This is a genomic window from Altererythrobacter sp. Root672 (assembly GCF_001427865.1).
Lineage (GTDB): Bacteria > Pseudomonadota > Alphaproteobacteria > Sphingomonadales > Sphingomonadaceae > Croceibacterium_A.
The window spans coordinates 1,157,444-1,183,891 of the sequence record NZ_LMHH01000001.1 but is presented as its reverse complement, the minus strand read 5'-3'; the positions used below and the strand labels follow the sequence as shown (position 1 = coordinate 1,183,891).

Below are 26,448 nucleotides of genomic sequence, written 5' to 3'. Positions count from 1 at the left end.
GGCGATGAAAATCACGCGCTTGCCGCTTCCTCGCTGTTCGGTGGGCGAGGGGCCGGTTTGGGATAAAGGCGAACAAGCGCTCTACTATATCGACATCCTCGAAAAGCGGGTGTTCCGTTGGGACCCCGCGTCTGGCGATCACCAGGGCTGGAGCGTGCCTGCGATGATCGGTTCGATGGCCTTGCGCGAGCAGGGCGGCGCAATCGTGTCGCTCCCTGACGGGATTCACACTCTCGACCTGACAAGCGGCGAGGTCACGCCCTTTGCACTCTTCAGTCCGCCCGATCCCGCGACGCAACTAGCGGACGGCAAGGTCGACCGCGCGGGGCGTTTCCTGTTCGGGACCAGCCATCGCCAAGCCAAGGAGCCCATCGGTGGGCTCTACTCGCTCGGGATCGAAGGCCGCATCGCTCAACTCGACGACGGCGTGATCCTTGGCAACGGGCCATGCTTTTCGCCCGACAATCGTACCCTCTATCACGCCGATTCCATGCGCCAGGCGATTTACGCTTACGACTACGACCTTGCGACCGGCGCCGCCTCGAACCGGCGCGTGTTCTTCGACACGACCGATTATGGCCCGATTCCCGATGGCGCGACGATTGATGCCGATGGCGACATGTGGGTGGCGATCTGTGAAGGCGGGGTGGTTCTGCGCCTCTCGCCGGAAGGCGAGGTCAAGCAGGTGATTGAGATGCCGACGAAGCTGCCGGCGAGTTGCATGTTCTTCGGCCCCGATCTCGACCGCCTCTTCGTTCCCAGCATCGACCCATCGTTTCTCGGGCGCGATCCCGCCGAAGGAGATGGCTGGTGTTACGTAATCGACGGCCTCGGCGTGCGCGGCCTGCCGGAGCCAAGATACCGTGGATAAACGCCTTCCTCCGCTGCTCGTTGCGGTGTTCATCAATATCGCCGGCTTCAGCCTGATCCTCCCGCTGCTGCCGTTCTACGGGCAGGTGTTCGACGCCCAGCCTTACGAAATCGCGCTGCTGTTCGCGGCCTATAGCTTTGGCAACGTGTTCGGGGAGATCCACTGGGGCCGGCAGTCGGACGTATGGGGCCGCCGCAAGGTGCTGGCTTTGACGACGTTCATTGCCGGGCTGACCTATTTCGCTTTCGCTTATGCGCCAACGCTTTGGGCTGCGGTCCTCATCCGGATTGTCAGCGGGTTTTTCTCCGGCACGCTGAGCGTCGCGCAAGGTTTTATCGCGGACGTCTCCACACCAGAACGGCGTGCCAAGACAATGGGCTTGTTCGGCGCCGCGTTCAGCCTCGGCTTTGCCTTTGGACCGGTGATCGGTGGGTTGTTCGCGGGCGAAGAGGTCGTGGCCGCGAGTTTCCGCTTGCCGATCTTCATCGCTGGCGGGCTCTCGATCATCGCATCGCTGTGGTGCCTTGCCGTCCTGCGCGACGCCGTACCGCCCAAGGGCAAGGGGGCGCCGCTGCCCAAGTACAGCGAGGCTTTCAATTTCGTCGGCGGGCAACCGCTACTGCTGCGCCTGTTCGTGATCTCGTTCTTCGGCATCGCACTGTTCGCCTCGATGGAGGCAATCTACGGCCTGTGGAGCGAAGAGAACTTTGGCTGGAACGCCAAGGACCTTGGCTTCGCGTTCCTGGCTATCGGCGGGGGCGGGCTGCTCAGTCAGTTGTTCCTGATCGGTCCGCTCGCGGCCCGCTATGGCGAGGCGAGGGTGATCGTGATCGGCCTATCGCTGCTTGCCCTGTCGATGGTTCTGCAGCCGATCATTCGCTTGCCGATTTCTGGTGTGCTGCTGATGGGCCTGCTGATGACGGGGCATAGCCTGGCGTTCCCCTCGGCCGGCGCACTGTTGTCGCGCAATACGCCGCCTGAGCGGCAGGGAAGTACGATGGGGCTGATGATGGCTTCGAACGCGGTCGGTCGCATCGTCATGCCGCCGGTGTTCGGGTTGATCTACGGTCAGATCGGGCACGACGCACCGTGGTACGTCGGCGCGGTGATGATTGGCCTGGTGGCGTTGGTGGCGCTTCAGGCGGTGAGGATCACCGATAAGGCGAAGCTAGCGGCGGCTTAGGCGGGCTTCTTCTTCGGCAGGACATGGAGCACGGCGACGATCGCGCCGCCAACGACAAGACCTACCACCGACGCTCCAAGCGCCTGAACCACCCATTCGACCACGGCGGGTGCGAATGACACAGCTTCGCTCACGGCAACGGCCAGGTCATGGATCGTGTGCGGGATGACGCCGAGGCCGAATTCTTCGAGACCATGTACGAAGATCCCGCCGCCGACCCACAGCATCGCCGCGGTCCCGATGATCGACAGGGCGCGCAGGAGGACGGGCATCAGGCTTACAAGGCCATGCCCGATCTTGCGCAGGTAGGCTTGTGGCCTCGTTGACAGGTGCAGCCCGAGGTCATCCATCTTCACGATCAGCGCCACGGCGCCGTAGACGCCGAGCGTAATCACGATGGCCACAGCGGCCAGTACCGCGGTCTGCATGGGCAGCGACATGGGTGGCAACCCATTCAGGGCAATGGCCATGATCTCGGCCGAAAGGATGAAGTCCGTGCGGATAGCGCCGCCAACCTGGCGGTCCTCGAGTTCCTTCGGATCAGTGATCTCGATCACTTCCTCTGCGTGACTGGTGTGCGAGAGGACTTCCCAGATCTTCTCCGTCGCTTCGAACGCGAGATACGCGCCGCCGATCATCAACAGCGGGGTGATCGCCCACGGCGCAAAAGCGCTGAGGAGCAACGCCGCGGGCAAGAGGAACAGCAGCTTGTTTCGCAGCGACCCGAGTGTGATCTTGGCGATGATCGGCAGTTCACGGTCCGGCGAGAGACCCACGACGTATTTCGGCGTCACCGCGGTGTCGTCGATGACGACGCCGGCCGCTTTCGAGCCAGCCTTGCCTGCCGCGCCGGCCACGTCATCTATCGATGTCGCCGCAAGCTTCGCCAAAGTGGCGATATCATCCAGCAGCGCGACCAATCCCCCGGGCATGCAAACTCCTGATCCCTACGCACTGGCGCAATATGCTGGCAGTCCACGACTTGCGATGGCATTGCAAGCCAAACAGCAGCGCGTGGGAGAAAGTCGATGAAGCGAGTGACATTGGCTTTGGCCGTATCGGGCCTGGCTCTGGCAGGCACAGCAGTGGCGCAAGGATCCAATCCGGTTGCCGCGATAACTGCGGCCGTCTCCGATGCCCAGCGTCCCGCAGCCGACACTGCCCGTGACGCCGCACGCAAGCCAGCGGAGATCGTCGCCTTTTCCGGTGTGAAGCCGGGTTCGATCGTCGCTGAGATGGCCCCGGGCGGCGGCTACTACACCCGCATCCTGGCCAAGGCCGTCGGTCCTGAGGGCAAAGTCTATGCGATGGTGCCCGCAGCCGTCGCCAGCCGTCCGGGCGCGCTCGACGCGATCAACGCCCTGGCGGCGCAATATCCCAATGTGAAGGTGGTTACGGTCGACTACACCGACCTCAAGCTGCCCGAACCGGTCGACCTCATGTGGACCACTGAGAATTATCACGACTTCCACAACGGCCCGACCGCCAATGTCGCGGCGATCAACCGCTCGGTCTTCTCAGCCCTTAAGCCGGGAGGAATCTACTTTGTGGAGGATCACGCAGCGGCAACCGGTGCCGGAACGACCGTTACATCGACCTTGCATCGCATCGAACCTGCCGCGGTAGTGCAGGAAATGACCGCCGCGGGCTTCGTGCTCGATGCGCAGTCGGACCTGCTCAAGAATCCCGCCGATCCGAAGACCGCCGGCGTGCGCGATCCTTCAGTGCAAGGCGAAACCGAGAAGTTCGCGATGCGTTTCCGCAAGCCTGCCTGAGCGCGAAGAATCGCGCTGCTGCGGCTCTTTAGTGTTGAAGAGTGGCTCCCCGAGTTGGATTCGAACCAACGACCAAGTGATTAACAGTCACCTACTCTACCGCTGAGCTATCGGGGAGCAGCCGCGTCGGCAGGGGTGCGCCTATATGGGCGGCCTGCAGCTTTGACAAGCCCGAGTTGTGGGAAATTCTTCAGTAGGCGAACTGCTCGGCGACAATGCGGTCGTCGAGCGCGTGGCCGGGGTCAAACAGCAGGGTCATTTCGCGCGAATTGTCGATTTCCAGGCGAACTTCCGCCACGTCGCGCAGCTCTTTCTGGTCGGCCACCACGGAAACCGGGCGCTTCTTCGGATCGAGCACGCGAAAGGTCACCCGGCTGCGATCAGGCAGTACAGCACCTCTCCAGCGCCGCGGCCTGAACGGGCTGATCGGAGTTAGTGCCAGCATCCGCGAATCGAGCGGGAGAATCGGGCCATTCGCCGAATAGTTGTAAGCCGTGGAGCCGACCGGCGTCGCCAGGAGCACACCGTCTCCGGCCAGCTCTGCGATTCTCACGCGTTCGTTGACGCTGATCTCGATCTTTGCCGTCTGGCGGGTTTCGCGCAGCAACGACACTTCGTTGATGGCGTAAAGGCTCTCGGTCTCGCCCGATTGGGTGACCGCTTCCATCCGCAAAGGCGAAACCGCGATCGGCCGGGCCTTCGCCATCCGGTCGAGCAGGCGGCAGCCCTTGGTGTAGCGATTCATCAGGAAGCCGACGGTGCCAAGGTTGAGCCCGTAGACCGGGCGCAGGGTGCCATCCTCGATCATGCGGTGCATGGTTTCGAGCATGAAGCCGTCGCCGCCTAGCACAACCGCAGCATCGGCCTCTTCAAGCGGGACCCAGTCGGTGCAGCCGACCAGATCCGCGGCCGCTTCCTGGGCACGGTCCGTCGGTGAGGCAAGCAGCGCGAGTTTCTCGTAAGTAATGGCAGCATCCCCCTTGCTCGGCTTCCACAGCCTATGGGCGGCCGTCCCGATTTGCAACGCGCGCTGCAAGGCAGGAGACGGACGATCACGGATCGGTCACACGGCCCGCCATGGAAAACTTGGTCTTGGGTCAGGATCGTCGAAAGAAGCCGGACCGGCGCGAGGACGCGGCGGAGCAATCCAGCGCCACGATCGAAGCGGCGATGGAGCGCGGCGAGATCGAGGTCCTGTTTCAGCCTCTGTTCGACGCTGCGAGTGGCGGCTTGATTGGCGCCGAGGCGCTGGCGCGTTGGCAGCACCCCGAACAAGTCCTTATCGGAGGCGCCCAGCTTTTCGACATGGCCGAACGGGCTGGAGTAGTAGATCCGCTTTCGCGCCATGTGGCAAAGATGGCGCTCGCAGCCGCTGCCCGCTGGGAGCGTGACGTGCGAATGTCGCTCAACGTGACTGCCGCCGACCTCGCCAACCCGAGCTTTGCCAAAACTCTGGCGGAAACGATCGCCGAAACGGGCTTCGCGCCCGAACGGCTGACGATTGAAATCACCGAGCAGGTGCTCGTGGCCAATCTTGAGCTGTCATCGCTGCAATTGCAGCAACTGGCCGAGCGCGGCATCCGGATCGCACTCGACGATTTCGGCGCTGGCTTCTGCAACTTTCGCTACCTGCAGCGCCTGCCGCTGCATGCTCTCAAGCTCGATGCCAGCCTGATCGAGGCCATCGAGACGAGCGAGCGCGACTTGGCCGTGCTGCGTGGAATCCTGGCGATGGCAAAGGCCTTGGACCTCGAGGTCATCGCCGAAGGCGTCGAGCGGCAGGCGCAGCTTGACGCCATCGTCAGCGAAGGCTGCGTGGCGTGGCAGGGTTTCCTCGGCGCCAAGCCGCTGGCCGAGGCCGAATTCGCTGAATTCGCTAAGCGGCCGCCTTTTCCCGCTTCGCCGCTTTCCTGACAATCGCGCTCAACCCCTTGGTCAGCTGCACCAGGCCGTTCAGACGGCTTTGCGGGTCGCCCCAGGCGCGGTTGATGACGAGCTTCATGTCCGGACGTAGCCGCGCGGTATCCTTCAAGCGCTCGACATAGGCGATCAGGCCAACGGGATCGGGGAACTGGTCGTTGTGGAAGCTCACCAACGTGCCGCGCGCTCCAACCTCGATCTTGGCGATGCAGGCCTCGATCGCCTGGTGCTTAATCTCGATCAGCTTGATCAGATTAGCGGTGGCATCGGGCAGTGGGCCGAAGCGATCGATCATCTCTGCCGCCATGGCTTCGATTTCCGCCTTGTCCTTGGCATCGTTGAGGCGGCGATAGAGCGCCATGCGGACGGCAAGGTCGGGCACGTAATCGTCCGGGATCATGATCGGCGCGTCGACCGTGATCTGCGGGCTCAGGCCCTCGCGTTCGCGCTCGATCCCCATGTCGCCGGCCTTTGCGGCGAGGATCGCATCCTCCAGCATCGACTGGTAGAGTTCGAAGCCGACCTCGCGGATATGCCCTGACTGTTCGTCGCCGAGCAGGTTACCGGCGCCTCGAATGTCGAGATCGTGGCTGGCCAGCTGGAAACCCGCGCCCAGGCTATCGAGATCGCCCAGGACCTTGAGCCGCTTCTCGGCCACTTCCGACATCTGCCGATCTTTCGGCGTGGTCAGGTAAGCGTAAGCGCGCAGCTTCGAGCGGCCCACACGCCCACGCAGCTGGTAGAGCTGGGCAAGGCCGAAGCGGTCAGCGCGATGGATGATGATCGTATTGGCGCTCGGGATATCGAGGCCGCTTTCGACGATCGTGGTCGAGAGCAGCACTTCGTAGCGCTTCTCGTAGAAGGCGCTCATCCGCTCTTCGACTTCGCTGGGCGCCATCTGGCCGTGCGCCGTGACCACCTTGATCTCGGGAACGTACTTGTGGAGCCATTCGGCGACCTGTTCCATGTCGGCGATCCGCGGGACGACGATGAAGCTCTGCCCGCCGCGATGATGCTCGCGCAGCAGGGCCTCGCGCATCACCATGTCGTCCCATTCCATCACGTACGTCCGCACCGCGAGACGGTCGACCGGCGGGGTCTGGATGGTGGAAAGCTCGCGCAAGCCGCTCATCGCCATCTGCAGCGTGCGCGGAATCGGGGTTGCGGTGAGCGTGAGCACGTGGACGTCAGCACGAAGCTGTTTGAGCGCCTCCTTGTGCGCGACACCAAAGCGCTGCTCCTCGTCGACGATGACCAGGCCGAGCCGCTTGAACTTGGTGGTCTTGGAGAGGATCGCGTGGGTGCCGACGACCACGTCCATCGTACCATCGGTCAAGCCATCGCGAGTAGCCTTCATCTCATTGGCCGGAACCAGTCGAGAAAGGCGGCCGATCCGCAAGGGAAAGCCGTTGAAGCGCTCGGCAAAGCCCTGGAAGTGCTGTCGCGCTAGCAGAGTGGTTGGCGCAACCACGGCCACTTGCTGACCATTCATGGCCGCGACGAACGCGGCACGTAGGGCCACCTCGGTCTTGCCGAAGCCGACATCGCCGCAGACCAAACGATCCATCGGCTTGCCTTCTGACAAGTCGCGCAACACATCGTCGATGGCCTGTTCCTGGTCTTCCGTTTCCTGCCAGGGGAATCGTTCGACGAACTGGTTGAAGGCGTTCTCCTCCGGCTCAAGCACCGGAGCTCGACGCAAGGCGCGGGCGGCGGCAGTGCGCAGGAGCTCGTTGGCGATCTCGCGAATGCGTTCCTTGAGGCGGGCCTTGCGCTTCTGCCAGCCTTCGCCGCCGAGGCGATCGAGCACCGCGCCGTCCTCGCCGCTGCCATAACGGCTGAGAACGTCGATGTTCTCGACCGGGATGTAGAGCTTGTCGCCCCCGGCGTACTCCAGCATCACGCAATCGTGCTGGCTCTTGCCGACCGTGATCGGCTCCAGCCCGAGGTATTTGCCGATCCCATGGTCGAGGTGGACCACGAGGTCACCGCGATTGAGCGCCGAGAGCTCGGCCAGGAAGGCGTCGGAATCTTTCTTGCGCTTGCGTCGGCGGACCAGGCGGTCGCCGAGAAGGTCCTGCTCGGTGACGAGCTCTAGCTCGTCGTTGGAAAAGCCGGTGTCGAGCGGCAGGACCATCGCCACAGGGGCGCCCTTGGCGGAAAGCCCGAGCGCTTCCTGCCAACTCCCGGCGAGCTTCATCTCGGTGCCGCTTTCGCCGAGGATCGAGGTAATGCGGCTGCGCGAGCCTTCGGAATAGGCCGCCAGCAGCGGTCGCTTGCCGGACTTGCCGAGCGCCTTGAAGTGCGCCGCCGCTGCCTCGTAGACGTTCGCGCCTTGCGAGCGTTCGGGGGTGAAGTCGCGCGCTGAACGGAAGCCGAAGTCGATTACCTTGTCGCTCTCGGGTTCGGCAAAGATCACCGCACGGTGGACTGGGTGCGCTTCGAGCGCGTTGGTGAACTCCGAGCGGGTCAGATAGAGCGCATCGGCCGGTAACGGGCGATAGCTTCCGGCGGCCTGTCCAGCGGTTTCCATGCGTTGGCGGTGGTAGTCCTCGACGTCGGTCAGCCGCTCTTCCCCGGCCGCGACGGCCGATGAATCGATAACGATCAGGTCGTCGGCCGAGAGGTGATCGAACAGCGTCGCCAGCCGGTCTTCGAACATCGGCAACCAGTGCTCCATCCCGGCGAGACGCCGTCCGTCGCTCACGGCCTGGTAAAGCGGATCCTGGGTGGCATTGGCGCCGAAGCGCTCGCGGTAATTGCTGCGGAAACGCTTGATCGAGTCATCGTCGATCAGGGCCTCGCTCGCGGGCAGGAGCAGGTGACCGTCGACCGTGCTGGTGGTGCGCTGGGTGGTCGGATCGAACAGGCGCAGCGATTCCAGCTCGTCGCCGAAAAAGTCGAGCCGCAAGCCTTGCTCGAGTCCTGCGGGGAACACGTCGAAGATCGACCCGCGCACAGCGAACTCGCCGGTGTCGATCACGGTATCGGTGCGGCTGTAGCCCTGGCGTTGGAGCAACGCCGTAAGGCTTTCGTAGCCGATCTGGATGCCAGGCTTTAGTTCGCGAACCGCCTCGCGGATGCGGAAGGGGGTCAGTACGCGCTGGAGTACGGCGTTGACCGTGGTGACGAGCAACTGGCTGGTGGTCTTGCCCGCCTGGAGCTGGTGCAAGGCCGCGAGGCGCCGAGAGCTGACCGAGAGGGCGGGGCTGGCGCGGTCGTACGGCAAGCAATCCCACGCTGGGAACTCGATCACCTGCAGTTCGGGTGCGAACCAACGGGCCGCGTCGGTGACGGCGCGCATCGCCTGTTCATCGGGCGCGACGAACACCGCACGTCCCTTGGCCGCGCGGGCCAGGTCGGCGAGGACCAGCGGCTGCGAGCCTCGTGCAACGGATGTCAGCGACAGCGGGTGCCTGGCGGAAATAATGCGGGAGAAATCGGCCATTGTGATGTCCAAGCTTTTGGCGGGCCGTCTGTTCCGGGCACGCAGCAAACCCGGCCCCGCGTTCCGAAAGGTCGCGTTGCCGGGGTCGTTTTCGTCGCCGCTGCCCTATGCGATGGGCAGCAGAGCGCAAGTCATATGGTTACGTAGTCGAGCTTTTGCAGAGCCTGCATCTGCGCACCGGCGAAGCGCTCGGGCGCGGGCTGCGCTTGCAGGGCCCAGGCCATGATGTCCACGTCGTCCTCGTCCAGCAAGGCCTCGAACCAGGCCAATTCCGTTTCGTCCCACGACAGGTGATGCCGGTCGAAGAAGCCGCCAATCATGTAGTCGGCCTCTCGTGTGCCGCGGTGCCAGGCACGGAACTTGGCTCGGGCGAGGCGAGGTGAGAGGTCCGTCATGGTGGGCGGCGGTAACGTGGTGACCGGCTGACCTCAAGCGCGTCGCGCGAAAAGAAGCGAAGCAACCCAGGACGGCAGTGTGCCCTGGATCGCTTCGCCGCTCTCCTCCACGAAGTGCCGCCGGCAGTCAGGCCTAAGCGGCGCGCGGGTTGACCACGGCCGGTTCTGCAGGGGGAAGGCCGCGGCTTTCGGCTTGCTGCTTCAACTCCTCCTTGCGCGTTATCATCTGGTCACGCATAGCCACGAGGTCCACATCCGCCTTGCGGGCTTGTGAGAACATGCCCTCGCTCGGCGCTTCCTCTTCCTTGACGTGGTGTTCGATCTCTTCGCTCAACACGGTGACCTTGGCGTCATAAAAGGCATCACCTGCGCCACCGGCCATGATGTCATTGATCAGAACTTTGGCGCCATCGTGCTCGACATAGGCTTCGTCGAGCAAGTCATCCTCGATCTTTCCGCGCAGGGCCGGGTAGAAGATCTCTTCCTCGAGCAGAGTGTGGATCTTCAACTCGTCGCAGATCTGTTCGGCGATCTGCTGCTTCTTTCCGTCGCCGCTGGCGTTTTCGAATTTCGAGAACAGCCCTTCGACAACGCGGTGATCGGCCTTGAGCAGGGCGATCGCGTCGGAAAACTCTTGTTGCGCCATGATAAACTCCTCTGCTTCGGACCTCGAAGCCCTCCACAGCCCAATCCACCGTCTCCGTCGTCGTTCCCCTTTAAACCGAAGTTAAGCGGTGGCCTTTCGAGTGGCGCAGAATGCGAATAGAGAAGGCGGACTATGCGCCCCGAAATGCTCAACCCGCTGTTTGCCGAGACCGAGAGTCTCGAAGGCGTTGGGCCCAAGCTCAAGAAACCGCTCGAGAAGCTCGGACTGACGCGTGTGAGGGACCTCGCCTACCACCTGCCCGATCGGTTCGTGCAACGCCGCTCGGTGCCCGATCTCGACGACGCGCAAGTGGGGGAGCAAGTCGTCGTGGCGCTGACCGTGACGGAGCATCGCGCCAGTTCCAACAGCCGCGCCCCGCACCGCGTTCTGGCCCGCGACGCCAAGGGCAACGTCTGCGCACTCGTCTATTTCGGCAAGGCTTCCTACACCGCCAAGAAGCTGTTTCCGCCGGGCGAGAAACGCTGGGTCGCCGGCAAGCTAGAGCAGTACGACCAGTGGCTGCAGATCGTGCATCCCGATCACGTTGCAGAGGACAGCGCGGAACTCGTCGGACACCTGGTCGAGCCGGTCTATCCGCTCGCGGAGGGATTGACCCAGCCCAAGGTTGCCAATCTCGCTCATCAAGCGCTCCAGCGCGCTCCTGAACTGCCCGAATGGATCGAACCCGGAGTGCTGGATCGCCAGAAGTGGCCAGCCTGGCGCGACGCCTTGGTCCTCGCCCATCGCGGTGAGAATCCTGCGGCACGCGACCGGCTCGCCTATGACGAGCTCCTCGCCAATAGCCTCGCGCTGATGTTGGTCCGCGCCGATAACCGCAAGCGCCGAGGACAGCCGCTTACCGGTGACGGGCGGTTGCGCGACAAGCTGTCGCTGCCGTTCCCGCTGACCGGCGCCCAACGGCGTTCGATCGGTGAGATCGAGGGCGATCTGGCGCAGACATCCCCGATGCTGCGCCTGCTGCAGGGTGATGTCGGTGCGGGCAAGACCGTCGTTGCTCTCGAAGCCATGCTGATCGCGGTCGAGGGCGGAGCGCAGGCAGCCATGCTGGCGCCGACCGAGATCCTGGCGCGGCAGCATTTCGACACGCTCAGGAAGATGGCGGGACCGACCGGCGTGAACATCGCGTTGTTGACTGGGCGAGACAAAGGCCGGGCACGGGAATCCATCCTCATGGGACTGGTCGATGGGAGCATCGACATCGTCGTCGGCACCCACGCGATCTTCCAGGAGGCCGTTTCCTACAAGAACTTGGCGCTGGTCGTGATCGATGAGCAACATCGTTTCGGCGTCGGCCAGCGGCTGATGCTGACCCAAAAGGGGCGCGTCACCCCGCACTGCCTGGCCATGACGGCAACGCCGATCCCGCGCACGCTGACTCTGGCGCAATATGGCGAGATGGACGTCAGCCGCCTCGACGAAATGCCTCCGGGACGGCAGCCTATCGATACCCGGGTGATTGCGCTCGACCGCTTGTCCGATGTGGCGGACGGCTTGGCGCGCCACCTTGAGACTGGGCAACAGGCCTACTGGGTGTGCCCGATGGTGCGAGGAAGTGAGCACGAAACCGAAGATCTCGCCGCGGCGGAAGCCCGCTTCACAACTTTGAAGGCGCGCTTCGGTGATGCCGTGGTGCTCGTGCACGGACAATTGAAGCCCGAGCTCAAGGACGCCGCGATGGAGCGGTTCGTGCGAGGGGAGGCGCGATTGCTCGTCGCCACCACGGTGATCGAAGTCGGGGTGGACGTTCCCAACGCGACGCTGATGGTGATCGAGCAGGCCGAACGCTTCGGTCTCGCCCAGCTTCATCAGTTGCGCGGCCGGGTCGGCAGGGGAAGCGCCAAGTCTGTCTGCCTCCTCCTCCGCAGCGAGCAGTTGAGCGAAGTCGGCCGCGAACGCCTGGCCTTGATGCGCGAAACACAGGACGGTTTCCGGCTCGCGGAGGAAGACTTGCGCCTGCGTGGTGGTGGCGAGCTGCTGGGGACGCGCCAATCGGGCGACACGCCCTTCCGCATCGCCGATCTTGAACAGATCGAACGTCTACTGCCGATGGCGAGCGACGATGCCCGTTTGCTCGTCGAGCGCGACGGCGGCCTCGCCTCAGTGCGAGGGGAGGCCGCGCGCGTTCTGCTTTACCTGTTCGAGCGTGACTGGGGTGTCCAGCTGCTCAGAGGAGGTTGAACAGAATTCAAGGGCTGGTGGGGGTGTCGTTGTCGCCGCCGATGAGCAGCAAGCCAGCGAGCAGGCCGACAATCACGACAACGACGACGAGCATGCTGCCGCCGGCGAACTCGTCGCTATTGGTCACTTCCGTGCCGGTGCGAGCGGTCGCGCTCGAAGAGGCGGTGGCTGCCTGTGCGAGGACAGGCGTGCTGGTCATCGTGATCGCGAGAAGCGACGTGAGAATGGTTTTACCAAGTTTCACGGGCAGGTCCTCTTCAGGGTGGTAATAGAAATGACACTATAATGCGAAAGACTTGTTCACCAGATCGCATATACTTCTTAACAGTTGGTAATTCCGGCTTGCCACTCGCCAGGATGACCCCTTGAAGGATTGCGGACGGCGTTAGATCGTCGCGTGCATCCCCGATGGATCTCGTGAGACGGTCAGGGGCGATTTATCGCGGAATGCGATTGTCCTGAGAGCGTCCGCGCTTCGTCGACCAAACCCCTCAAGAGGTCCCGATCGGACTGGCGAAACCGGTTTGAGCACCCATATCGGGCCCGACGATTTTCCCGAATTGAGAGGGTTCACCATGCACGAATATCTCAAGCACTATATCGGCGGCGAATGGGTCGCGAGCACCGGCTCCGACACCAAGGTCGTGGTGAATCCTGCGACCGAGGAACCGGTCAGCAAGGTCGTCCTCGGCACGGCAGAAGATGTCGACAAGGCAGTCGCTGCGGCGAAGAAGGCCTTCCCCGCCTGGTCGCAGAGCAGCAAGGAAGAGCGCCTCGAATTGCTCGGGAAGATCCAGGGCGAATACGCGAAGCGGATTCCGGATATCGCCAAGGCGATCAGCGAGGAAATGGGCGCGCCGATCTCGATCGCCAGCACGGCTCAGTCGGGTTCCGGCATGGGCCACCTTGGCGCAACCATCGAAGCGCTGAAGAACTTCGAATTCGTCGAGAACACCGGCAAGAACCACGTGCTTTACGAAGCCGCCGGCATCGTTGCCCTGATCACGCCGTGGAACTGGCCGATGAACCAGATCGTCGCCAAAGTCGCTCCGGCGCTGGCGGCGGGCAACTGCGTGATCCTCAAGCCGAGCGAGCAAACCCCGGGTAGCGCTCAGATCTTTGCCGAGATTCTCGACGCCGCGGGCGTACCAGCGGGCGTATTCAACCTCGTCCAGGGGGATGGCCCAGGCGTCGGCACGGCGCTCGCCAAGCACCCTGAAATCGACATGATCAGCTTTACCGGCTCGACCCGTGCGGGGATCCAGGTTGCCAAGAACGCGGCCGATACCGTCAAGCGCGTGCACCAGGAACTGGGCGGCAAATCGCCGTTCATCGTTCTGCCGGGCACGCCGCTCGACCTCGCGCTGCCAGGCGGTGCAGGCGGCATCCTGCTCAACTCGGGCCAGTCCTGCGTCGCGCCGACGCGGTTCCTGGTTCACAAGGACCAGTACGACGAAGCGATCGACAAACTCGCGGAAATCTTCGGCGCCAAGGGCGTCGACGATCCGGCCAAGGAAGGCGGTCACATCGGTCCGGTCGTCAACCAGTCGCAGTTCGAGAAGATCCAGGGCCTGATCGACAAGGGCATTGCCGAAGGCGCCAAGGTTGCCGTTGGCGGTCCGGGCCGTCCGGAGGGCAAGGATAAGGGCTACTACGTCCAGCCGACCGTCCTGCGCGACGTGACCAACGATATGACGGTCGCTCGCGAGGAGATCTTCGGCCCCGTGCTGGTGGTGATCCCGTACAACGACGTGGACGAGGCGGTCGAGATCGCCAACGACACGCCTTACGGCCTTGGCGCCTATATCGCCGGCAACCCGGCCGAAGCGGGTCCGGTCGCACGCAGGATCCGCGCGGGTTCGGTGTTCGTGAACTCGGGCGGGCTCGACTTCAACAGTCCGTTCGGCGGCTACAAGCAGTCGGGCAATGGCCGCGAGTTCGGCAAGTTCGGGCTTGAGGAGTTCATGGAAAAGAAGTCGCTGATCGGGGAAATCCCCGGCATCGGCTGAGCTATCCGGGGGCCAGCCACGCGCGGATGACGAAAGCCACTGCGCCTAGCACCGCGACGCTGGCCCCCCAGATTGCCGCCATCCACAGAAGCCTTTGCCACAGTGGGGCTTCCTTGGGTTCGGCGGGGGCCATCAGTGATAGCCCGCTTCGTCCACTTTGCCGCGGAACACCCAGTAAGCCCAGCCGGTGTAAGCGAGGATCAGCGGCATGGTCAGCCCAACGCCGATCAGCATGAACACCTGGCTTCGATGCGGGGCTGCTGCGTCCCAGATCGTCAGGGCGTCAGGCACGACATAGGGCCACATCGAGACCGCCAGCCCGGCCATGCCGAGCAGGAATATTCCTAGCGAGAGCAGGAACGGCATGGCCTCCTGACGCTTCAGGAGGCCCCGGAACAGCAGGAAGGCAATGATCGCCGTCAGCAGAGGCACCTGACTGGCAAAGAGGATGTTCGGCATGGTGAACCAGCGCCGGAAATACTGCGCCTCGACAAACGGCGTGTAGAGGCTGACCGCGGCGAGCAGGACCAGCGTCGCCACCGCGGCGCGTAGGGCGAGGCGATAGGCATGGTCCTGGCCGCTTCCGCTGGTCTTCCACACCAGCCAGCAGGCGCCGAGCAGGGCATAGCCCGCGGTCACCCCAAGGCCCGTCAGCAGGGTGTAAGGCGTCAGCCAGTCCCACCAACTCCCGGCATAGGCGCGATCGACCACTTCGATGCCTTGGAGCAAGGCGCCCAAAGTCATACCCTGCGCCATGGCCGCCACCAGCGAGCCCCCGAAGAAAGCGATGTCCCAGAACGGCTGATGCTCGGGATCGCGCCACCGGAATTCGAAGGCCACGCCGCGGAAGACTAGCGCCAGCAGCATGGCGATAATCAGCGGATAGGTCGCCGGAAGGATCACCGCATAGGCCAGCGGGAACGCAGCCAGCAACCCGCCACCACCGAGTACCAGCCAGGTCTCGTTGCCGTCCCACACCGGCGCGATCGAGTTCATCGCCTGGTCGCGCTCGGGACCTCTCTTGAAGCTCGGGAACAGGATGCCGATGCCGAGGTCGAAACCGTCCATTACTACGTAGGCGAAGACCGCGAACCCGATGATGATCGCCCAGATCACCGTGAGATCCATCACACGTCCTCCCTGCCGTCAGCCGGCAACTGCGAAGCCGCGGGCGTGATGCCGGCGGTGCGGACGGGTGCGGGTTCGCGTTCGAGGCCTTCCTCATGCGGGTGAGGGGCCGCGTTCATCAGCCGCAGGATGTACCAGGTGCCGACCCCGAACACAGCGAAGTAGACCACCACGAAGGCCAGCAGCGATATGCCGACAGCGGGGGCGTCCAGCGGGGATACGGAGTCAGCCGTTCGCAGAAGGCCGTAGATCGTCCACGGCTGACGGCCGACTTCGGTCGTAACCCAACCGGCGATCACGGCCACGAACCCGCTCGGACCCATCACCAGCGCTGCGCGATGTAGCCACGGCCAGTCGTAAAGCTTGCCCCGCCAACGCGCGAGCAGGCTCCACAGGCCAAGCACAAGCATCGCCGTGCCGATCGCCACCATGATGCGGAACGACCAGAATACGATGCCCACGGGCGGGTGCAGCTCCTCCGGGACGCTGTCGAGGCCCGCGAGCGGCGCGTCGAGCGAGTGTTTGAGGATCAACGACGAGAGTTTGGGTATTTCAATCGCATAGTTGATCACATTCGCCTCGCTGTCGGGAATACCGAACAGGATCAGCGGTGCGCCGTCGGGATGGCTTTGGAAATGTCCTTCCATCGCCATGACCTTCACCGGCTGGTGCTCGAGCGTGTTGAGGCCGTGCATGTCGCCAGCGAATATCTGGATCGGGGCGACGAGCGCGGCCATCCACATGGCCATCGAGAACATCTTGCGGGCGTGGGCATTGCTTCGGTCGCGCAGCAGGTGCCAAGCCCCAACCCCGCCGACGACCATCGCCGTAGTGAGGTAGGCGGCGATGACTGTGTGGACGAGGCGATAGGGGAAGCTCGGGTTGAACACGATGGTCCACCAGCTCTCTCCGGGAAGGAACTGGCCATTGGCGCCGCTCTCGTAGCCAACAGGCGTTTGCATCCAGCTGTTCACGCTGAGGATCCAGAAGGCCGATACGGCGGTGCCGAGGGCAACCATGCAGGTGGCGGCGAAGTGGAGCTTCTTGCCGACTTTCTCCATCCCGAACAGCATGACCCCAAGGAACCCGGCCTCGAGGAAGAAGGCCGTCAGCACTTCGTAAGCCATCAGTGGGCCGATGACCGGGCCGGCCCTGTCCGAAAATACCGACCAGTTCGTCCCGAACTGGTAGGACATGACGATCCCCGAAACGACGCCCATGGCGAATGTAACGGCGAAGATCTTGATCCAGTACTTGAACAGGTCGAGGTAGAGGCTCTTCCCGGTTTTCAGCCACAGTCCCTCGAGCACCATGAGGTAGCTCGCCAGGCCGATCGAAAATGCCGGAAAAATAAAGTGGAAGCTCACCGTGAAGGCGAACTGGAAGCGCGCGAGCAGCAGGGCGTCTGCGTTCTCGACCATGGGCGGCTCCATAGCCTCGATGGCACAGATGGGCAAATTCCGCGAACGCAACAGGTGTTGCGCGAAACGCTTCGGAATCTACCTACCTCGAACGTTGTTGCCTCCGTCAGTCGAGCCTCCTACACCGCCCGCAGACCTAACAAGGCAAAGCGCACTCCTTGATCCTCTCCCCCTTCGAATGGACCATCGCCAAGCGCTACATGCTGCCCGGTCGCGGCGAGGCGGTTATTGCCCTCGTTGCCTCGATCAGCATCGGCGTCGTCATGCTCTCGGTTGCCATGCTGGTGATCGTGATGAGCGTGATGAACGGCTTCCGCGCAGAGCTTCTCGACAAGATCGTCGGCCTCAACGGCCACGCCATCATCCAGGCCTACGGCGGGCGGCTCGATAACTGGGAACAAGTGCTCGAGGACGTGCGCAAGACGCCCGGTGTCACCTCGGCCTCGCCGCTGGTCGACCAACCGCTGATGGTTACCTTCAATGGCCGCGTCGAAGGTGTGCTCCTGCGTGGAAATACGCCGGAGGACATCGCCAAGTTCAAGCCGAACGTGCTGATGGGCGACATTTCCTCGTTGCAGCCCGGAAACGACACGGTGGCGATCGGTTCGCGCCTCGCGATGAATCTCGGCGCCCGCGTCGGCGATGTCATCACGTTGATCAATCCGCAGGGCCGCTCGACCCCGTTTGGCACTATGCCGAGGCAGGTCGGCTATACCGTCGGCGCGATCTTTGAGATCGGGGTGTACGACTACGACGAATCCTATGTCGTCATGCCGATCCCCAACGCGCAGACGTTGCTGCTGACCGGGAACTCGATCGAGTTGATCGAGATCAAGACCGATGATGCCGACAAGGTCGACCAGATCGTCGCTCCCATCGCGCAGAAATTGCAGGGCCGGGCGGTCGTGACCGACTGGAAGACACTTAACGCGCAGTTGTTCGAAGCCTTGCAGGTCGAGCGTGTGGCGATGTTCTTCGCGCTGTCGATCATCGTGCTTGTCGCAGCCTTCAACATCCTCTCGTCGCTGGTCATGCTCGTGCGCTCCAAGACGCGCGACATCGCGATCCTGCGCACCATGGGGGCGACGCGGAAAAGCCTGCTCAAGATCTTCGTCACAACCGGCTCGGTCATCGGGGCCGTCGGCACATTGGCTGGCCTTGCGCTCGGGTTCATCGTGCTGCTGTTCCGTCAGCCGATCGTGAAGGGCATCGAACTCGTGACCGGGCAAAACCTGTGGGATCCGTCGATCCGCTTCCTCAGCGAATTGCCCGCCAAGACCGATCCGTTCGAGGTGCTGCTGATCTGCGTGATGGCGATGGGCCTCAGCTTCCTTGCTACGCTCTATCCCGCCTATCGGGCGGCCGGTACCGATCCCGTGCAGGTGTTGCGCTATGAGTGAGCCCGTCGTCCATCTGACCGGCCTGACCCGCTCGTTCGAGCAAGGTGGAGTGCGCATCGACGTGCTGCGCGGCGTGAACCTGACCGTCATGCCGGGCGAGATCGTGGCCCTGTTGGGGCCGTCCGGCACCGGCAAGTCGACCATGTTGCAGGCAGTGGGCCTTCTCGAAGGCGGCTTCGGCGGCAAGATCGAGATCGCCGGGATCGACGCGACGGAGCTGGCCTCAGGAGATCGGACGGCGCTGCGTCGCAACCACCTGGGTTTCGTCTATCAGTTCCATCACCTGCTGCCTGATTTCACCGCGCAGGAAAATGTGATGTTGCCCCAACTCGTTCGCGGCGTAGAGCGTGCCCAGGCCGCCGTACGTGCGGAAGAACTGCTCGCCTCGCTCGGGATGGAACATCGCAAGACCCATCGGCCGAGCCAGCTTTCGGGCGGCGAGCAGCAACGTGTTGCAGTGGCCCGCGCCTTGGCCAATAAGCCGCAGCTCGTCCTCGCCGACGAGCCTACTGGCAATCTCGACGAGGTAACGAGCGACAAGGTCCTGGCGCAGTTCCTTGAACTCGTGCGCGGGCAGGGCAGCGCCGCGCTCGTCGCTACGCACAACGAACGTCTCGCCCAACGCATGGATCGGATCGTCCGGATCCACGAGGGCGTGCTAACGTAGAAACAAATCTGCCCAGATCGGCGTTGATCTTGAAGAGGGAGCTTTTCATGACAGATCATCCGAGCACATTCCGCGCTTTCACGACGAAGGCGGAGGGCGTCGACTGGAACGATCACGCTTCGATCCATTTGAAAGATGACGGCGGCGGCCTGCTCGACGCGATGAAGATTCTCTACCGTGGCACGCTGGCCGAAATGGTCGCCATGATCTGTCGCATGCCCGAAGCGCAGCGGAACCGTTACACCATTCAGAAGTCGGGCGATCATCGCCTCGAACTTTATGAAATCATGTCGCTGGCAGCGCGGCCGGACTTTCCCGGTTAGCGCCGCTCAATCCGGGGGAAAGGGGCCGCCTCGCTCTTTAGATTCTCGGCCCGAGGATTAAATCTGAATCGCATGCCATTTGCTCCGTTCGTTCCCCTGCGCATCCTCTCGAGCTATTCGATGCTTGAAGGCGCGATCGACCCCAAGGCGATCGCCAAGCTGGCAAAGGAACGCGGGTTCCCCGCTATCGCAATCTGCGACCGCAACGGCCTCTATGGCACGACCGCGTTCGCCTCGGCCTGCAAAGCCGAGGGCGTTCAACCCATCATCGGCACTCTGCTTGGCGTTTCGCGAGGAGCGGATGGCCCGATCGACTACCTGCCACTCTATGCGCAGGATGAGGCTGGGTGGAACAACCTGTGCCACTTGGTCAGCCGTGCACACTTGGACAGGCCCCTGGAGCAGGAGCCGCATGTCGCCCTCGAAGATCTCGAGGGGCATACCGAGGGACTGATTGCCCTGACCGGCGCCGGTGAGGGAGCCGTGACGCGGCTGCTCGCGGACGGCCGAGCCGAGCGGGCCAGGGATATGCTGGATCGGTTGTCGGGCTTGTTTCCGGGACGGCTTTACCTGGAATTGGTGCGGCGCGGTGACCTGTCGGAAGACGCTGCCGAAGACGCGCTAGTCGATCTCGCCTATGCTCTCGACTTGCCGCTGGTGGCGACGAACCCGGCCAATTTCGGCGATCCGCATATGCATTCGGCCCACGACGCCATGCTATGCATCGCCAACTCCACCCACATTGACAGCGCTGAACGGCCTCGGTCGAGCCCTGAGGCGTTCATCAAGTCGGCGGCGATGATGGAGGAACTGTTCGCGGACTTGCCCGAGGCGACCGCCAACACACTCGTAGTGGCCCAACGGTGCGCCTTCGCTCCGCCGAAGCGCAAGCCGATTCTGCCAAGCCTCGCGGGTGACCTCGAAGGCGAGGCGCGGATGCTCGCCGAAGACGCCAAGGCCGGGCTGCTCGCGCGGCTTGACCCCTATGAAGACCTGACCGACGAAGAGCGAACGGTCTACTTTGACCGCCTCGATTTCGAAGTCGACGTCATTACTCGAATGGGTTTTCCCGGCTACTTCCTGATCGTTGCCGACTTCATCAAGTGGGCCAAGGGGCAAGGCATTCCGGTTGGCCCGGGGCGCGGTTCGGGCGCGGGTTCCTTGGTGGCCTGGTCGCTGACGATTACCGACCTCGATCCCATTCGCCTGGGCCTGCTGTTCGAACGCTTCCTCAACCCCGAGCGCGTTTCGATGCCGGACTTCGATATCGACTTCTGCGAAACCCGCCGTGGAGAGGTGATCCGCTACGTCCAGGAGCGTTACGGGCACGACAAGGTCGCCCAGATCATCACCTTCGGTAAGCTTAAGGCACGTGCGGTGCTGCGTGACACGGGCCGCATCCTGCAGATGAGCTATGGGCACGTCGATCGGCTGTGCAAGATGGTGCCCAACCATCCGACCGACCCGTGGACCCTGCCGCGCGCGCTCAATGGCGTGAGCGAGTTTCGGCGGGAATACGAGAACGATAACGAAGTGAAGCGCCTCGTCGACCTGGCGATGCAGCTCGAAGGTTTCCCGCGCAACTCCTCGACCCACGCTGCCGGCGTGGTGATCGGGGATCGACCGCTAGCGCAGCTTGTGCCGCTCTACCGCGATCCCCGTTCGGACATGCCGGTGACGCAGTTCGACATGAAGTTCGTCGAGGACGCGGGCCTGGTGAAGTTCGACTTCCTCGGCCTCAAGACCCTGTCGGTGTTGCGCAAGGCTGTCGACCTGCTGGCGCGGCGCGGGATCGAGGTCGATCTGGCCGCCTTGCCGTGGGACGATAGCCAAGTCTACGATCTGCTCAAACGCGGCGATACGGTCGGCGTGTTCCAGCTCGAATCCGAAGGAATGCGACGCACGCTCTCGGCGGTGAAGCCGACGATGTTCGAAGACATCATCGCGCTCGTCTCGCTCTATCGGCCGGGCCCGATGGACAACATCCCGCTGTTCGGCAAGCGCAAGAACGGCGAAGTCGCGATCGAGTATCCTCACCCGAAGCTCGAGGAGATCCTGGCGGAGACTTACGGCATCTTCGTCTACCAGGAACAGGTGATGCAGGCCGCGCAGATCCTGGCGGGCTATTCGCTCGGCGACGCCGACTTGCTGCGCCGTGCGATGGGCAAGAAGATCCAGGCAGAGATGGACGCGCAACGCTTGCGCTTCGTCGAAGGCTGCAAGGAAGTTTCGGGGATCGAAAAGGGCAAGGCGAACGAACTGTTCGACTTGATCGACAAGTTCGCCGGCTACGGCTTCAACAAGAGCCACGCCGCGGCTTACGCACTGCTTGCCTATCAGACGGCATGGCTGAAGACGCACTATCCAGAAGAATTCTACGCCGGCTCCATGTGCTTCGACATGCACCAGTCGGAAAAGCTGGCGGTGTTCGTCGATGACTTGCGCCGCAACGGGTTCGTCCTGCTTGGTCCGGACATGAACCACTCCGAGGCGGAGTTTACCGTCGAGCAGACCGAGCTTGGCTACGCGGTCCGCTATGCGCTGGCGGGCATCCGCAATGTCGGCGAGAAGGCGATGGAGCAGGTCGTTGCTGAGCGCGAGGCGAACGGTCCCTTCGATAGTCTGGAAGACCTCTTCCGCCGAATGCCCCCCGGCGCGATGAACCGGCGTCAGATCGAAGGGCTGGCCGGGGCGGGCGCTTTTGACGGGCTGGAACCGAACAGGGCCAAGGTGCTCGCCAATGCCGACCGGCTGCTGGCGGTCGCCGATGCCGCGGTTCGTGAGCGTACTAGTGGGCAAGGAGGGTTGTTCGGCGGAGCCGATCACGCCGAACCGTCGCTGTTGCTTGCCGATGCCGAACCCTGGAGTCGCGCCGACCAGATGGCGACCGAGCGCGAGAACTTCGGCTTCTACTTCGCGGCTCACCCCGTCCAACAGTTCCGCGCGGTCGCCTCGGCGAACGGCGCGCGCAGCTTTGCCGGTCTGATGGAGTCTGGGATTGCAGGAGGGCGCCAGTCTGCCGTGATGGCTGCCCTGGTCGAGGGTGTGACCAAGGGGCGCACGCGGAAGGGCAGCGAGTTTATTCGGGCCGACTTCTCGGATTCGTCAGGACAGTTCACCGCCGCTTGCTTCGAAGAGGGACTGGTCGAGAGCTTTCAACGATGGGCGGCGGATTCGGTCTGCGTGCTCCTCAATGTCGAGTTGGATGCTCCCAGTCCTGATGAGCCGCCGCGGGTCACCGTACGCGGTGCGAGGCCGTTGACCGAGGTGAGCAATTCGGCGCGAATGCTCTTGACGCTCGAAGTTCACACCTTGGAGGCGCTCCAGGAACTTCGCCTGGCGCTGAGCGAGGGCGAGGCCGGGAAAGGCGAGGGCGGCAGGGGTGAAGTCGTCACCCGCCTGCACATCTCCGAGAGCGAGGACGTCTGGATGCGACTGGGTCGCGATTTCCGGATCGACGGAGAGCTGGCGGAGCGCTTGGCGCACGTCGAAGGCCTTACGAACGTGTCTTTAACTACGCGTCGGGCACAAGCGAGTCTGAGATTGGTCGCCTGACCCTAGGGGGGAGAAGTCTGTGTTCGCGTTGCTGAAAGCCACCGTGCTGGGCGCCTTCCTGGCGGCGATCGTGTCACTGTTCATCGGTTCGAGCGGCGCCACCGGCGGATTGCTCAACGTTCACCAGGTCATGGTGGCAGACTTCCAGTTCTTCTGGTCGTGGCCCATTTTCCTGATCGGGGCAGGGCTTTCGTTCGGCATATTCCTGCTGATGGATTGATGGAGCGCTAGCTAGCTGGCTCCGAAAGGGTCAGCTGAGCACTTGCTCAGGTTGAAAAGAAAAGGCCCGGGAAGCAGTGCTTCCCGGGCCAATTTCTTTGCCGTGGTTGGTTATTACCGACCCGAACCCGGACCGTAGGTGATTTCCACGCGGCGGTTCTGCAGTTCGCGCACACCGTCAGCAGTCGGCACGCGAGGCATGGTTTCACCAAACGCCTGGCTCGAGATCCGAGCTGCGGGGATGCCGCGGCCGGTCAGGTAGGTCTGCACGCTGGTGTTGCGGCGTGCCGACAGAGCCATGTTGTACTCTTCGGTACCCGAACGGTCAGTGTGACCTGCGAGCATGATCGCTGCCGTACCGCAGTTGCTGTAGGCCGTGATCGCGTTGTTCAGGATCGTCGCAGCCTCGGGCGTGATGTCATACTTGTCCCAATCGAAGAACACGATGAACGGACCCTGGTTGCAGCGCGCGACCGGCGGCGGAGGCGGCGGAGGCGGCGGCGGGGGAGGCGGCGGAGGAGGCGGCGGCGGCGGAGCCGGCGGCGGCGGCGGCGGCGGACCACCCCAGTTGAATTTGAGCGTCGCCAGCAGCGAGTGGCTGCTCAGGCTGCTCTTCACCGGAACGTCGGCAAACTCACCCGCGTTCTGCTTGATGCCTTCGACGTTGAAGAACTTGTACTTCAGGCCGAGATCGATCGAGCTGCTGACCGGGACGCGCAGTTCAGCGACACCCTGCCAGGCAAAGCCAATGTCTTCCGCGTTGATCACTTGATTGATTTCAGCGTCGACGCCGGCGATGCCGAGGCCGGGGCCGAACGAGAAGCCGACACCGTCATTGCCACCAATGTCGATGAGCGTGTTGAGCATTGCGCTCATCACGGTGACATTGCCTTCCGTTACGTCGAAAGTGCCGACGGGAAGCGGTGCGGTGATCGTCTCAATGTCGAACTTCTTGTAGGCGGCTTCGGTTTCGACCCGCAGTAGGCCGAAGTCGTGACCGATTACGCCTTCGAATTCCAGATTCCAGCCATTGCCGGGATCCGCAGTAACGACGTCGTCGGTGCCGACGACTTCGTAGTCAATCTCGTTTGGAAAGACTACGCCGATACCGATACCGCCGTAGCTAAAGTCGTCTCTCGCGAGAGCCGGCGATGCGATGATCGTCGACGCTGTCGCGAGCGCGAGTGCTATATTGCGCATGTTTTTTATTCCCCTTCGTCGGGCCGTGTGCGGACGGATCCCTATTTCAATTCTTGATACAAGCAGTGCGACCCTGGCAAGCCCATTATGGTGATAAGGTGTGCCTAGAACTCCGTTTATTGCCTTATTGTTGTGAAAAAGCTGCACTTCCGGCGCGTTACCGCAGTTTTGCTAGAGAAGTCGCAACTGTCCGCGCAAAGAGGGGGGGACAAATTTCCCGATATCGAGTTGGAACCTTTCGCTTTCGATGCCCGCCCGCTTTTTCGCGATCCGAAAACGGGCGCGGAATAGGTCTGCCCACACGCCGCTAGGCTTCATTCTCGAGAAAAAGCCTGGATCGTTGTCGCGGCCTCCTCGCATCGAGCGAACGATTGCCATGACTTTGTCGCCCCGGTCAGGGAAATGGACCGAGAGCCACTCGCGAAACAGCGGTGCGACCTCGTAGGGGAGGCGTAGCGGGATCCATCCGACCGAACGCAGACCTATGGCGCCGATGCGGGATACGATGTCCTCCATGAACTCGTCGGTGATCGCCGGTATTATTGGAGCGATCGAGCAGTGAGCCGGGACATTGGCCTCGACCAAGGTCTTTAGGGCCGCAAGTCGCTTGGCGGGGGCGGGTGCCCTCGGCTCAAGGAGCGCCGAAAGCTTGGCATCGAGGGTGGTGACCGAGATCGCCACGGCTACGAGTTGAAGGTGTGCCAGGTCTTTCAGGAGGTCTAAGTCCTTGAGGACCCGATCGGACTTGGTTGTGATCGTGACCGGATGGCGGGTCTCCAGGCATAGTTCCAGCAACGAGCGAGTGATCCGGAAGCGCCCCTCGATCGGCTGATAGGGGTCGGTGTTGGTCCCCATCGCGATGGGTTTCGGGCGGTAGCGAGGTCGGGCCAGCGTCTCGCGAAGCAATGCTGCGGCATTCGGTTTGGCAAATAGCCGGGTTTCGAAGTCGAGGCCGGGCGACAGGTCGTGGAAGGCATGCGTCGGCCGGGCAAAGCAGTAGACGCAGCCGTGCTCGCATCCGCGATAGGCGTTGATCGAACGGTCGAAGCCGATGTCGGGCGACTGGTTGAAGGTGAGGATCGTTTTTGGGTGCTCTTCCGTGACCGTTGTGCGGAGCTTGACCGGCGGACCATCGAGCGTTTCCATGTAGTCGCGCCAGTCGCCGTCCTGTTCCCTCTGGGCCAGGCCGAAACGATCGGGGATCGCGCCGGATTGGGCACCACGGCCGAGAATGGCAGGATCCAGGCGGGATTTCATGGCGTGGAACATACAGGGAACAGCTGGTGGCGGCAATCAAAGATTGCAAGGTCCTGCGGTTGAGTTCTCGAAGTCACGCGTCATACTGGCACGATGGTTTGGGATCTTCGCCGCGCCATGCTGAAGAAAGAGGAGTTCGAGTCCGCTCGCCTGATGGACTTCGACTTCCGCCAGCGTGTCAGGGCGACGCGCTTGCTCGCCCGGGAGCTCGGCGTTGAGGAGAACGAGCTTGTTCGCGATACGGCAGCACTTGAGCAGGATGCGCTGGTCGACATTGCCGCCGAGAGGTCCGGTTGCGATCGGCAAGACGTTTCGGAAAGATACGCGCGATGTTTCGCCAAGGCTCGATTGGAGCTCATTGCAGAGATCGGGGATCCCACTCCGTACCGCTTGGGTTGAGCCCGCGGTCCGTCACATTTCGAGTAAAAACACCGGCATCGCGGCCGCAACGATGGCCAGCGCTTGTATGGCAATCATTGTCACCGTTCCTTTTGGATCGCGCTGAAACCAGCGGACACCGAACCACCCGATCAACGGCAGTTGCAGCAACATGAGCAATTGCCACAGGCGCGCGGTGGTGCTCTCGTCAGGACGCGCGACGCCATTCTCAACGACCATGTAGGGTTCATGCGGGCCGGTCGCGAGATAGGTGACCAGCAGACAGGTTGCCGCCCCTGACATCAGTAGGGGCACCCAGGCACTTACCGAGCGCATGCTAGAAGGCCCCGTCTCGGACTTCTCACCGTTTGATTGGTTCTGCATCGTCCACCTCCTCGATCGAAGATGGCGAAGAATGCGTTCAGCCCGGCATGAACGTCATGAGGAGAGGGTG

The 26,448-nt window shown here is 62.9% G+C and carries 24 protein-coding genes and 1 tRNA gene; 12 read left to right on the top strand and 13 right to left on the bottom strand.

The features are described 5' to 3' along the window. Positions 1-4 precede the first annotated feature (4 nt). Positions 5-871: an SMP-30/gluconolactonase/LRE family protein gene (locus tag ASD76_RS05730; RefSeq protein WP_082553617.1), complete on the top strand. Its 867-nt coding sequence runs from the start codon at positions 5-7 to the stop codon at positions 869-871. Continuing rightward, entirely contained in the window at positions 864-2,054 is a 1,191-nt protein-coding gene (locus tag ASD76_RS05725) for an MFS transporter (RefSeq protein ID WP_055919707.1), read from the top strand. The genes ASD76_RS05730 and ASD76_RS05725 overlap by 8 nt, the downstream gene beginning before the upstream one ends. On the opposite strand, the gene ASD76_RS05720 is transcribed toward ASD76_RS05725, so the two are convergent. Next, positions 2,051-2,986, bottom strand: coding sequence for a DUF808 domain-containing protein (locus ASD76_RS05720; RefSeq protein ID WP_055919705.1), 936 nt, complete (start codon positions 2,984-2,986; stop codon positions 2,051-2,053). The genes ASD76_RS05725 and ASD76_RS05720 overlap by 4 nt on opposite strands. Positions 2,987-3,082: 96 nt before the next feature. On the opposite strand from ASD76_RS05720, the gene ASD76_RS05715 reads away from it, so the two are divergent. Next, positions 3,083-3,829 carry a class I SAM-dependent methyltransferase gene (locus tag ASD76_RS05715; RefSeq protein WP_055919703.1) on the top strand — a complete coding sequence of 249 codons (747 nt, stop codon included), beginning with the start codon at positions 3,083-3,085 and terminating at the stop codon, positions 3,827-3,829. A gap of 42 nt (positions 3,830-3,871) precedes the next feature. Here the strand turns inward: ASD76_RS05715 and ASD76_RS05710 are convergent. Together ASD76_RS05710 and ASD76_RS05705 are read right to left on the bottom strand one after the other, a co-directional pair. Beyond that, positions 3,872-3,946: transfer RNA gene (locus ASD76_RS05710), tRNA-Asn, on the bottom strand. Between the two features lie 73 nt (positions 3,947-4,019). Further along, positions 4,020-4,847: an NAD kinase gene (locus ASD76_RS05705; protein ID WP_235506647.1), complete on the bottom strand. Its 828-nt coding sequence runs from the start codon at positions 4,845-4,847 to the stop codon at positions 4,020-4,022. A gap of 59 nt (positions 4,848-4,906) precedes the next feature. On the opposite strand from ASD76_RS05705, the gene ASD76_RS05700 reads away from it, so the two are divergent. Next, positions 4,907-5,743: an EAL domain-containing protein gene (locus tag ASD76_RS05700; RefSeq protein ID WP_055919700.1), complete on the top strand. Its 837-nt coding sequence runs from the start codon at positions 4,907-4,909 to the stop codon at positions 5,741-5,743. On the opposite strand, the gene mfd is transcribed toward ASD76_RS05700, so the two are convergent. From mfd to ASD76_RS05685, 3 genes are all read right to left on the bottom strand, one after another. Beyond that, the gene (gene mfd / locus ASD76_RS05695) at positions 5,706-9,197 is read right to left on the bottom strand and encodes a transcription-repair coupling factor (protein ID WP_055919697.1); all 3,492 of its coding nucleotides are present in this window, start codon (positions 9,195-9,197) and stop codon (positions 5,706-5,708) included. The two genes, ASD76_RS05700 and mfd, sit on opposite strands and share 38 nt — an antisense overlap. 131 nt (positions 9,198-9,328) lie before the next feature. Then, the gene (locus ASD76_RS05690; RefSeq protein WP_055919693.1) at positions 9,329-9,592 is read right to left on the bottom strand and encodes a succinate dehydrogenase assembly factor 2; all 264 of its coding nucleotides are present in this window, start codon (positions 9,590-9,592) and stop codon (positions 9,329-9,331) included. 133 nt (positions 9,593-9,725) lie between these two features. Beyond that, positions 9,726-10,238 (bottom strand): hemerythrin domain-containing protein, encoded by a 513-nt coding sequence (locus tag ASD76_RS05685; protein WP_055919691.1) that lies wholly within the window; start codon positions 10,236-10,238, stop codon positions 9,726-9,728. A gap of 132 nt (positions 10,239-10,370) precedes the next feature. Between ASD76_RS05685 and recG the strand changes: the two genes are divergently transcribed. Continuing rightward, a complete protein-coding gene (recG, locus tag ASD76_RS05680; protein WP_055919688.1) occupies positions 10,371-12,437 on the top strand; it encodes an ATP-dependent DNA helicase RecG in 2,067 nt (688 codons plus the stop codon). Between the two features lie 7 nt (positions 12,438-12,444). Here the strand turns inward: recG and ASD76_RS05675 are convergent, their stop codons facing one another. Then, complete coding sequence (locus ASD76_RS05675; protein WP_055919685.1) at positions 12,445-12,681, bottom strand: hypothetical protein; 237 nt, start codon at positions 12,679-12,681, stop codon at positions 12,445-12,447. A gap of 331 nt (positions 12,682-13,012) precedes the next feature. Here ASD76_RS05675 and ASD76_RS05670 point away from each other — a divergent pair, with 331 nt between their 5' ends. Next, on the top strand, positions 13,013-14,446 hold the full coding sequence (locus tag ASD76_RS05670) for an aldehyde dehydrogenase family protein (RefSeq protein WP_055919682.1): 1,434 nt from the start codon (positions 13,013-13,015) through the stop codon (positions 14,444-14,446). Between the two features lies 1 nt (position 14,447). Here the strand turns inward: ASD76_RS05670 and ASD76_RS17820 are convergent, their stop codons facing one another. Genes ASD76_RS17820 through ASD76_RS05660 form a run of 3 tightly spaced genes read right to left on the bottom strand, consistent with a single transcriptional unit; the run spans position 14,448 to position 16,995 of the window. Beyond that, positions 14,448-14,579, bottom strand: a complete 132-nt coding sequence (locus ASD76_RS17820; RefSeq protein WP_082553616.1) for a DUF2474 domain-containing protein — start codon at positions 14,577-14,579, stop codon at positions 14,448-14,450. Next, positions 14,579-15,574: a cytochrome d ubiquinol oxidase subunit II gene (gene cydB / locus ASD76_RS05665; protein ID WP_055919678.1), complete on the bottom strand. Its 996-nt coding sequence runs from the start codon at positions 15,572-15,574 to the stop codon at positions 14,579-14,581. Before cydB ends, ASD76_RS17820 begins: the two co-directional genes overlap by 1 nt. Continuing rightward, positions 15,574-16,995, bottom strand: coding sequence for a cytochrome ubiquinol oxidase subunit I (locus ASD76_RS05660; protein ID WP_055922983.1), 1,422 nt, complete (start codon positions 16,993-16,995; stop codon positions 15,574-15,576). Before ASD76_RS05660 ends, cydB begins: the two co-directional genes overlap by 1 nt. Positions 16,996-17,153: 158 nt before the next feature. Here ASD76_RS05660 and ASD76_RS05655 point away from each other — a divergent pair, with 158 nt between their 5' ends. The 5 genes from ASD76_RS05655 to ASD76_RS05635 all read left to right on the top strand — a co-directional run bounded on the left by ASD76_RS05655 (position 17,154) and on the right by ASD76_RS05635 (position 23,160). Further along, positions 17,154-18,395 carry a lipoprotein-releasing ABC transporter permease subunit gene (locus ASD76_RS05655; protein WP_055919675.1) on the top strand — a complete coding sequence of 414 codons (1,242 nt, stop codon included), beginning with the start codon at positions 17,154-17,156 and terminating at the stop codon, positions 18,393-18,395. Beyond that, positions 18,388-19,062, top strand: coding sequence for an ABC transporter ATP-binding protein (locus ASD76_RS05650; RefSeq protein WP_055919672.1), 675 nt, complete (start codon positions 18,388-18,390; stop codon positions 19,060-19,062). The genes ASD76_RS05655 and ASD76_RS05650 overlap by 8 nt, the downstream gene beginning before the upstream one ends. A 47-nt stretch (positions 19,063-19,109) precedes the next feature. Further along, the gene (locus ASD76_RS05645) at positions 19,110-19,385 is read left to right on the top strand and encodes a hypothetical protein (protein WP_055919669.1); all 276 of its coding nucleotides are present in this window, start codon (positions 19,110-19,112) and stop codon (positions 19,383-19,385) included. Positions 19,386-19,457: 72 nt separating this feature from the next. Beyond that, positions 19,458-22,940, top strand: coding sequence for a DNA polymerase III subunit alpha (dnaE, locus tag ASD76_RS05640; RefSeq protein WP_055919666.1), 3,483 nt, complete (start codon positions 19,458-19,460; stop codon positions 22,938-22,940). Positions 22,941-22,959: 19 nt separating this feature from the next. After that, on the top strand, positions 22,960-23,160 hold the full coding sequence (locus tag ASD76_RS05635) for a hypothetical protein (protein ID WP_055919663.1): 201 nt from the start codon (positions 22,960-22,962) through the stop codon (positions 23,158-23,160). Between the two features lie 113 nt (positions 23,161-23,273). Here ASD76_RS05635 and ASD76_RS05630 read toward each other — a convergent pair whose 3' ends face one another. Continuing rightward, positions 23,274-24,359, bottom strand: coding sequence for an OmpA family protein (locus tag ASD76_RS05630; protein WP_055919662.1), 1,086 nt, complete (start codon positions 24,357-24,359; stop codon positions 23,274-23,276). A 171-nt stretch (positions 24,360-24,530) separates the two neighbouring features. Then, entirely contained in the window at positions 24,531-25,616 is a 1,086-nt protein-coding gene (locus ASD76_RS05625; protein ID WP_055919658.1) for a PA0069 family radical SAM protein, read from the bottom strand. Between the two features lie 93 nt (positions 25,617-25,709). Here ASD76_RS05625 and ASD76_RS05620 point away from each other — a divergent pair, with 93 nt between their 5' ends. Continuing rightward, entirely contained in the window at positions 25,710-26,015 is a 306-nt protein-coding gene (locus tag ASD76_RS05620; protein ID WP_055919655.1) for a hypothetical protein, read from the top strand. Between the two features lie 12 nt (positions 26,016-26,027). On the opposite strand, the gene ASD76_RS05615 is transcribed toward ASD76_RS05620, so the two are convergent. Then, positions 26,028-26,378 (bottom strand): hypothetical protein, encoded by a 351-nt coding sequence (locus ASD76_RS05615; RefSeq protein ID WP_156457549.1) that lies wholly within the window; start codon positions 26,376-26,378, stop codon positions 26,028-26,030. Positions 26,379-26,448: the final 70 nt, after the last annotated feature.

Excerpts from the sequence above, each read along its gene's own strand:
- ASD76_RS05685 (WP_055919691.1), bottom strand. The coding sequence starts at position 10,238 with ATGGCGCAACAAGAGTTTTCCGACGCGATCGCCCTGCTCAAGGCCGAT.
- ASD76_RS05630 (WP_055919662.1), bottom strand. The coding sequence starts at position 24,359 with ATGCGCAATATAGCACTCGCGCTCGCGACAGCGTCGACGATCATCGCA.
- cydB (WP_055919678.1), bottom strand. The coding sequence starts at position 15,574 with ATGGATCTCACGGTGATCTGGGCGATCATCATCGGGTTCGCGGTCTTC.
- dnaE (WP_055919666.1), top strand. The coding sequence starts at position 19,458 with ATGCCATTTGCTCCGTTCGTTCCCCTGCGCATCCTCTCGAGCTATTCG.
- ASD76_RS05715 (WP_055919703.1), top strand. The coding sequence starts at position 3,083 with ATGAAGCGAGTGACATTGGCTTTGGCCGTATCGGGCCTGGCTCTGGCA.
- ASD76_RS05690 (WP_055919693.1), bottom strand. The coding sequence starts at position 9,592 with ATGACGGACCTCTCACCTCGCCTCGCCCGAGCCAAGTTCCGTGCCTGG.
- ASD76_RS05650 (WP_055919672.1), top strand. The coding sequence starts at position 18,388 with ATGAGTGAGCCCGTCGTCCATCTGACCGGCCTGACCCGCTCGTTCGAG.
- recG (WP_055919688.1), top strand. The coding sequence starts at position 10,371 with ATGCGCCCCGAAATGCTCAACCCGCTGTTTGCCGAGACCGAGAGTCTC.
- ASD76_RS05670 (WP_055919682.1), top strand. The coding sequence starts at position 13,013 with ATGCACGAATATCTCAAGCACTATATCGGCGGCGAATGGGTCGCGAGC.
- ASD76_RS05620 (WP_055919655.1), top strand. The coding sequence starts at position 25,710 with ATGGTTTGGGATCTTCGCCGCGCCATGCTGAAGAAAGAGGAGTTCGAG.
- mfd (WP_055919697.1), bottom strand. The coding sequence starts at position 9,197 with ATGGCCGATTTCTCCCGCATTATTTCCGCCAGGCACCCGCTGTCGCTG.
- ASD76_RS05645 (WP_055919669.1), top strand. The coding sequence starts at position 19,110 with ATGACAGATCATCCGAGCACATTCCGCGCTTTCACGACGAAGGCGGAG.
- ASD76_RS05625 (WP_055919658.1), bottom strand. The coding sequence starts at position 25,616 with ATGAAATCCCGCCTGGATCCTGCCATTCTCGGCCGTGGTGCCCAATCC.
- ASD76_RS05700 (WP_055919700.1), top strand. The coding sequence starts at position 4,907 with ATGGAAAACTTGGTCTTGGGTCAGGATCGTCGAAAGAAGCCGGACCGG.
- ASD76_RS05615 (WP_156457549.1), bottom strand. The coding sequence starts at position 26,378 with ATGCAGAACCAATCAAACGGTGAGAAGTCCGAGACGGGGCCTTCTAGC.
- ASD76_RS05660 (WP_055922983.1), bottom strand. The coding sequence starts at position 16,995 with ATGGTCGAGAACGCAGACGCCCTGCTGCTCGCGCGCTTCCAGTTCGCC.
- ASD76_RS05730 (WP_082553617.1), top strand. The coding sequence starts at position 5 with ATGAAAATCACGCGCTTGCCGCTTCCTCGCTGTTCGGTGGGCGAGGGG.
- ASD76_RS05720 (WP_055919705.1), bottom strand. The coding sequence starts at position 2,986 with ATGCCCGGGGGATTGGTCGCGCTGCTGGATGATATCGCCACTTTGGCG.
- ASD76_RS17820 (WP_082553616.1), bottom strand. The coding sequence starts at position 14,579 with ATGGCCCCCGCCGAACCCAAGGAAGCCCCACTGTGGCAAAGGCTTCTG.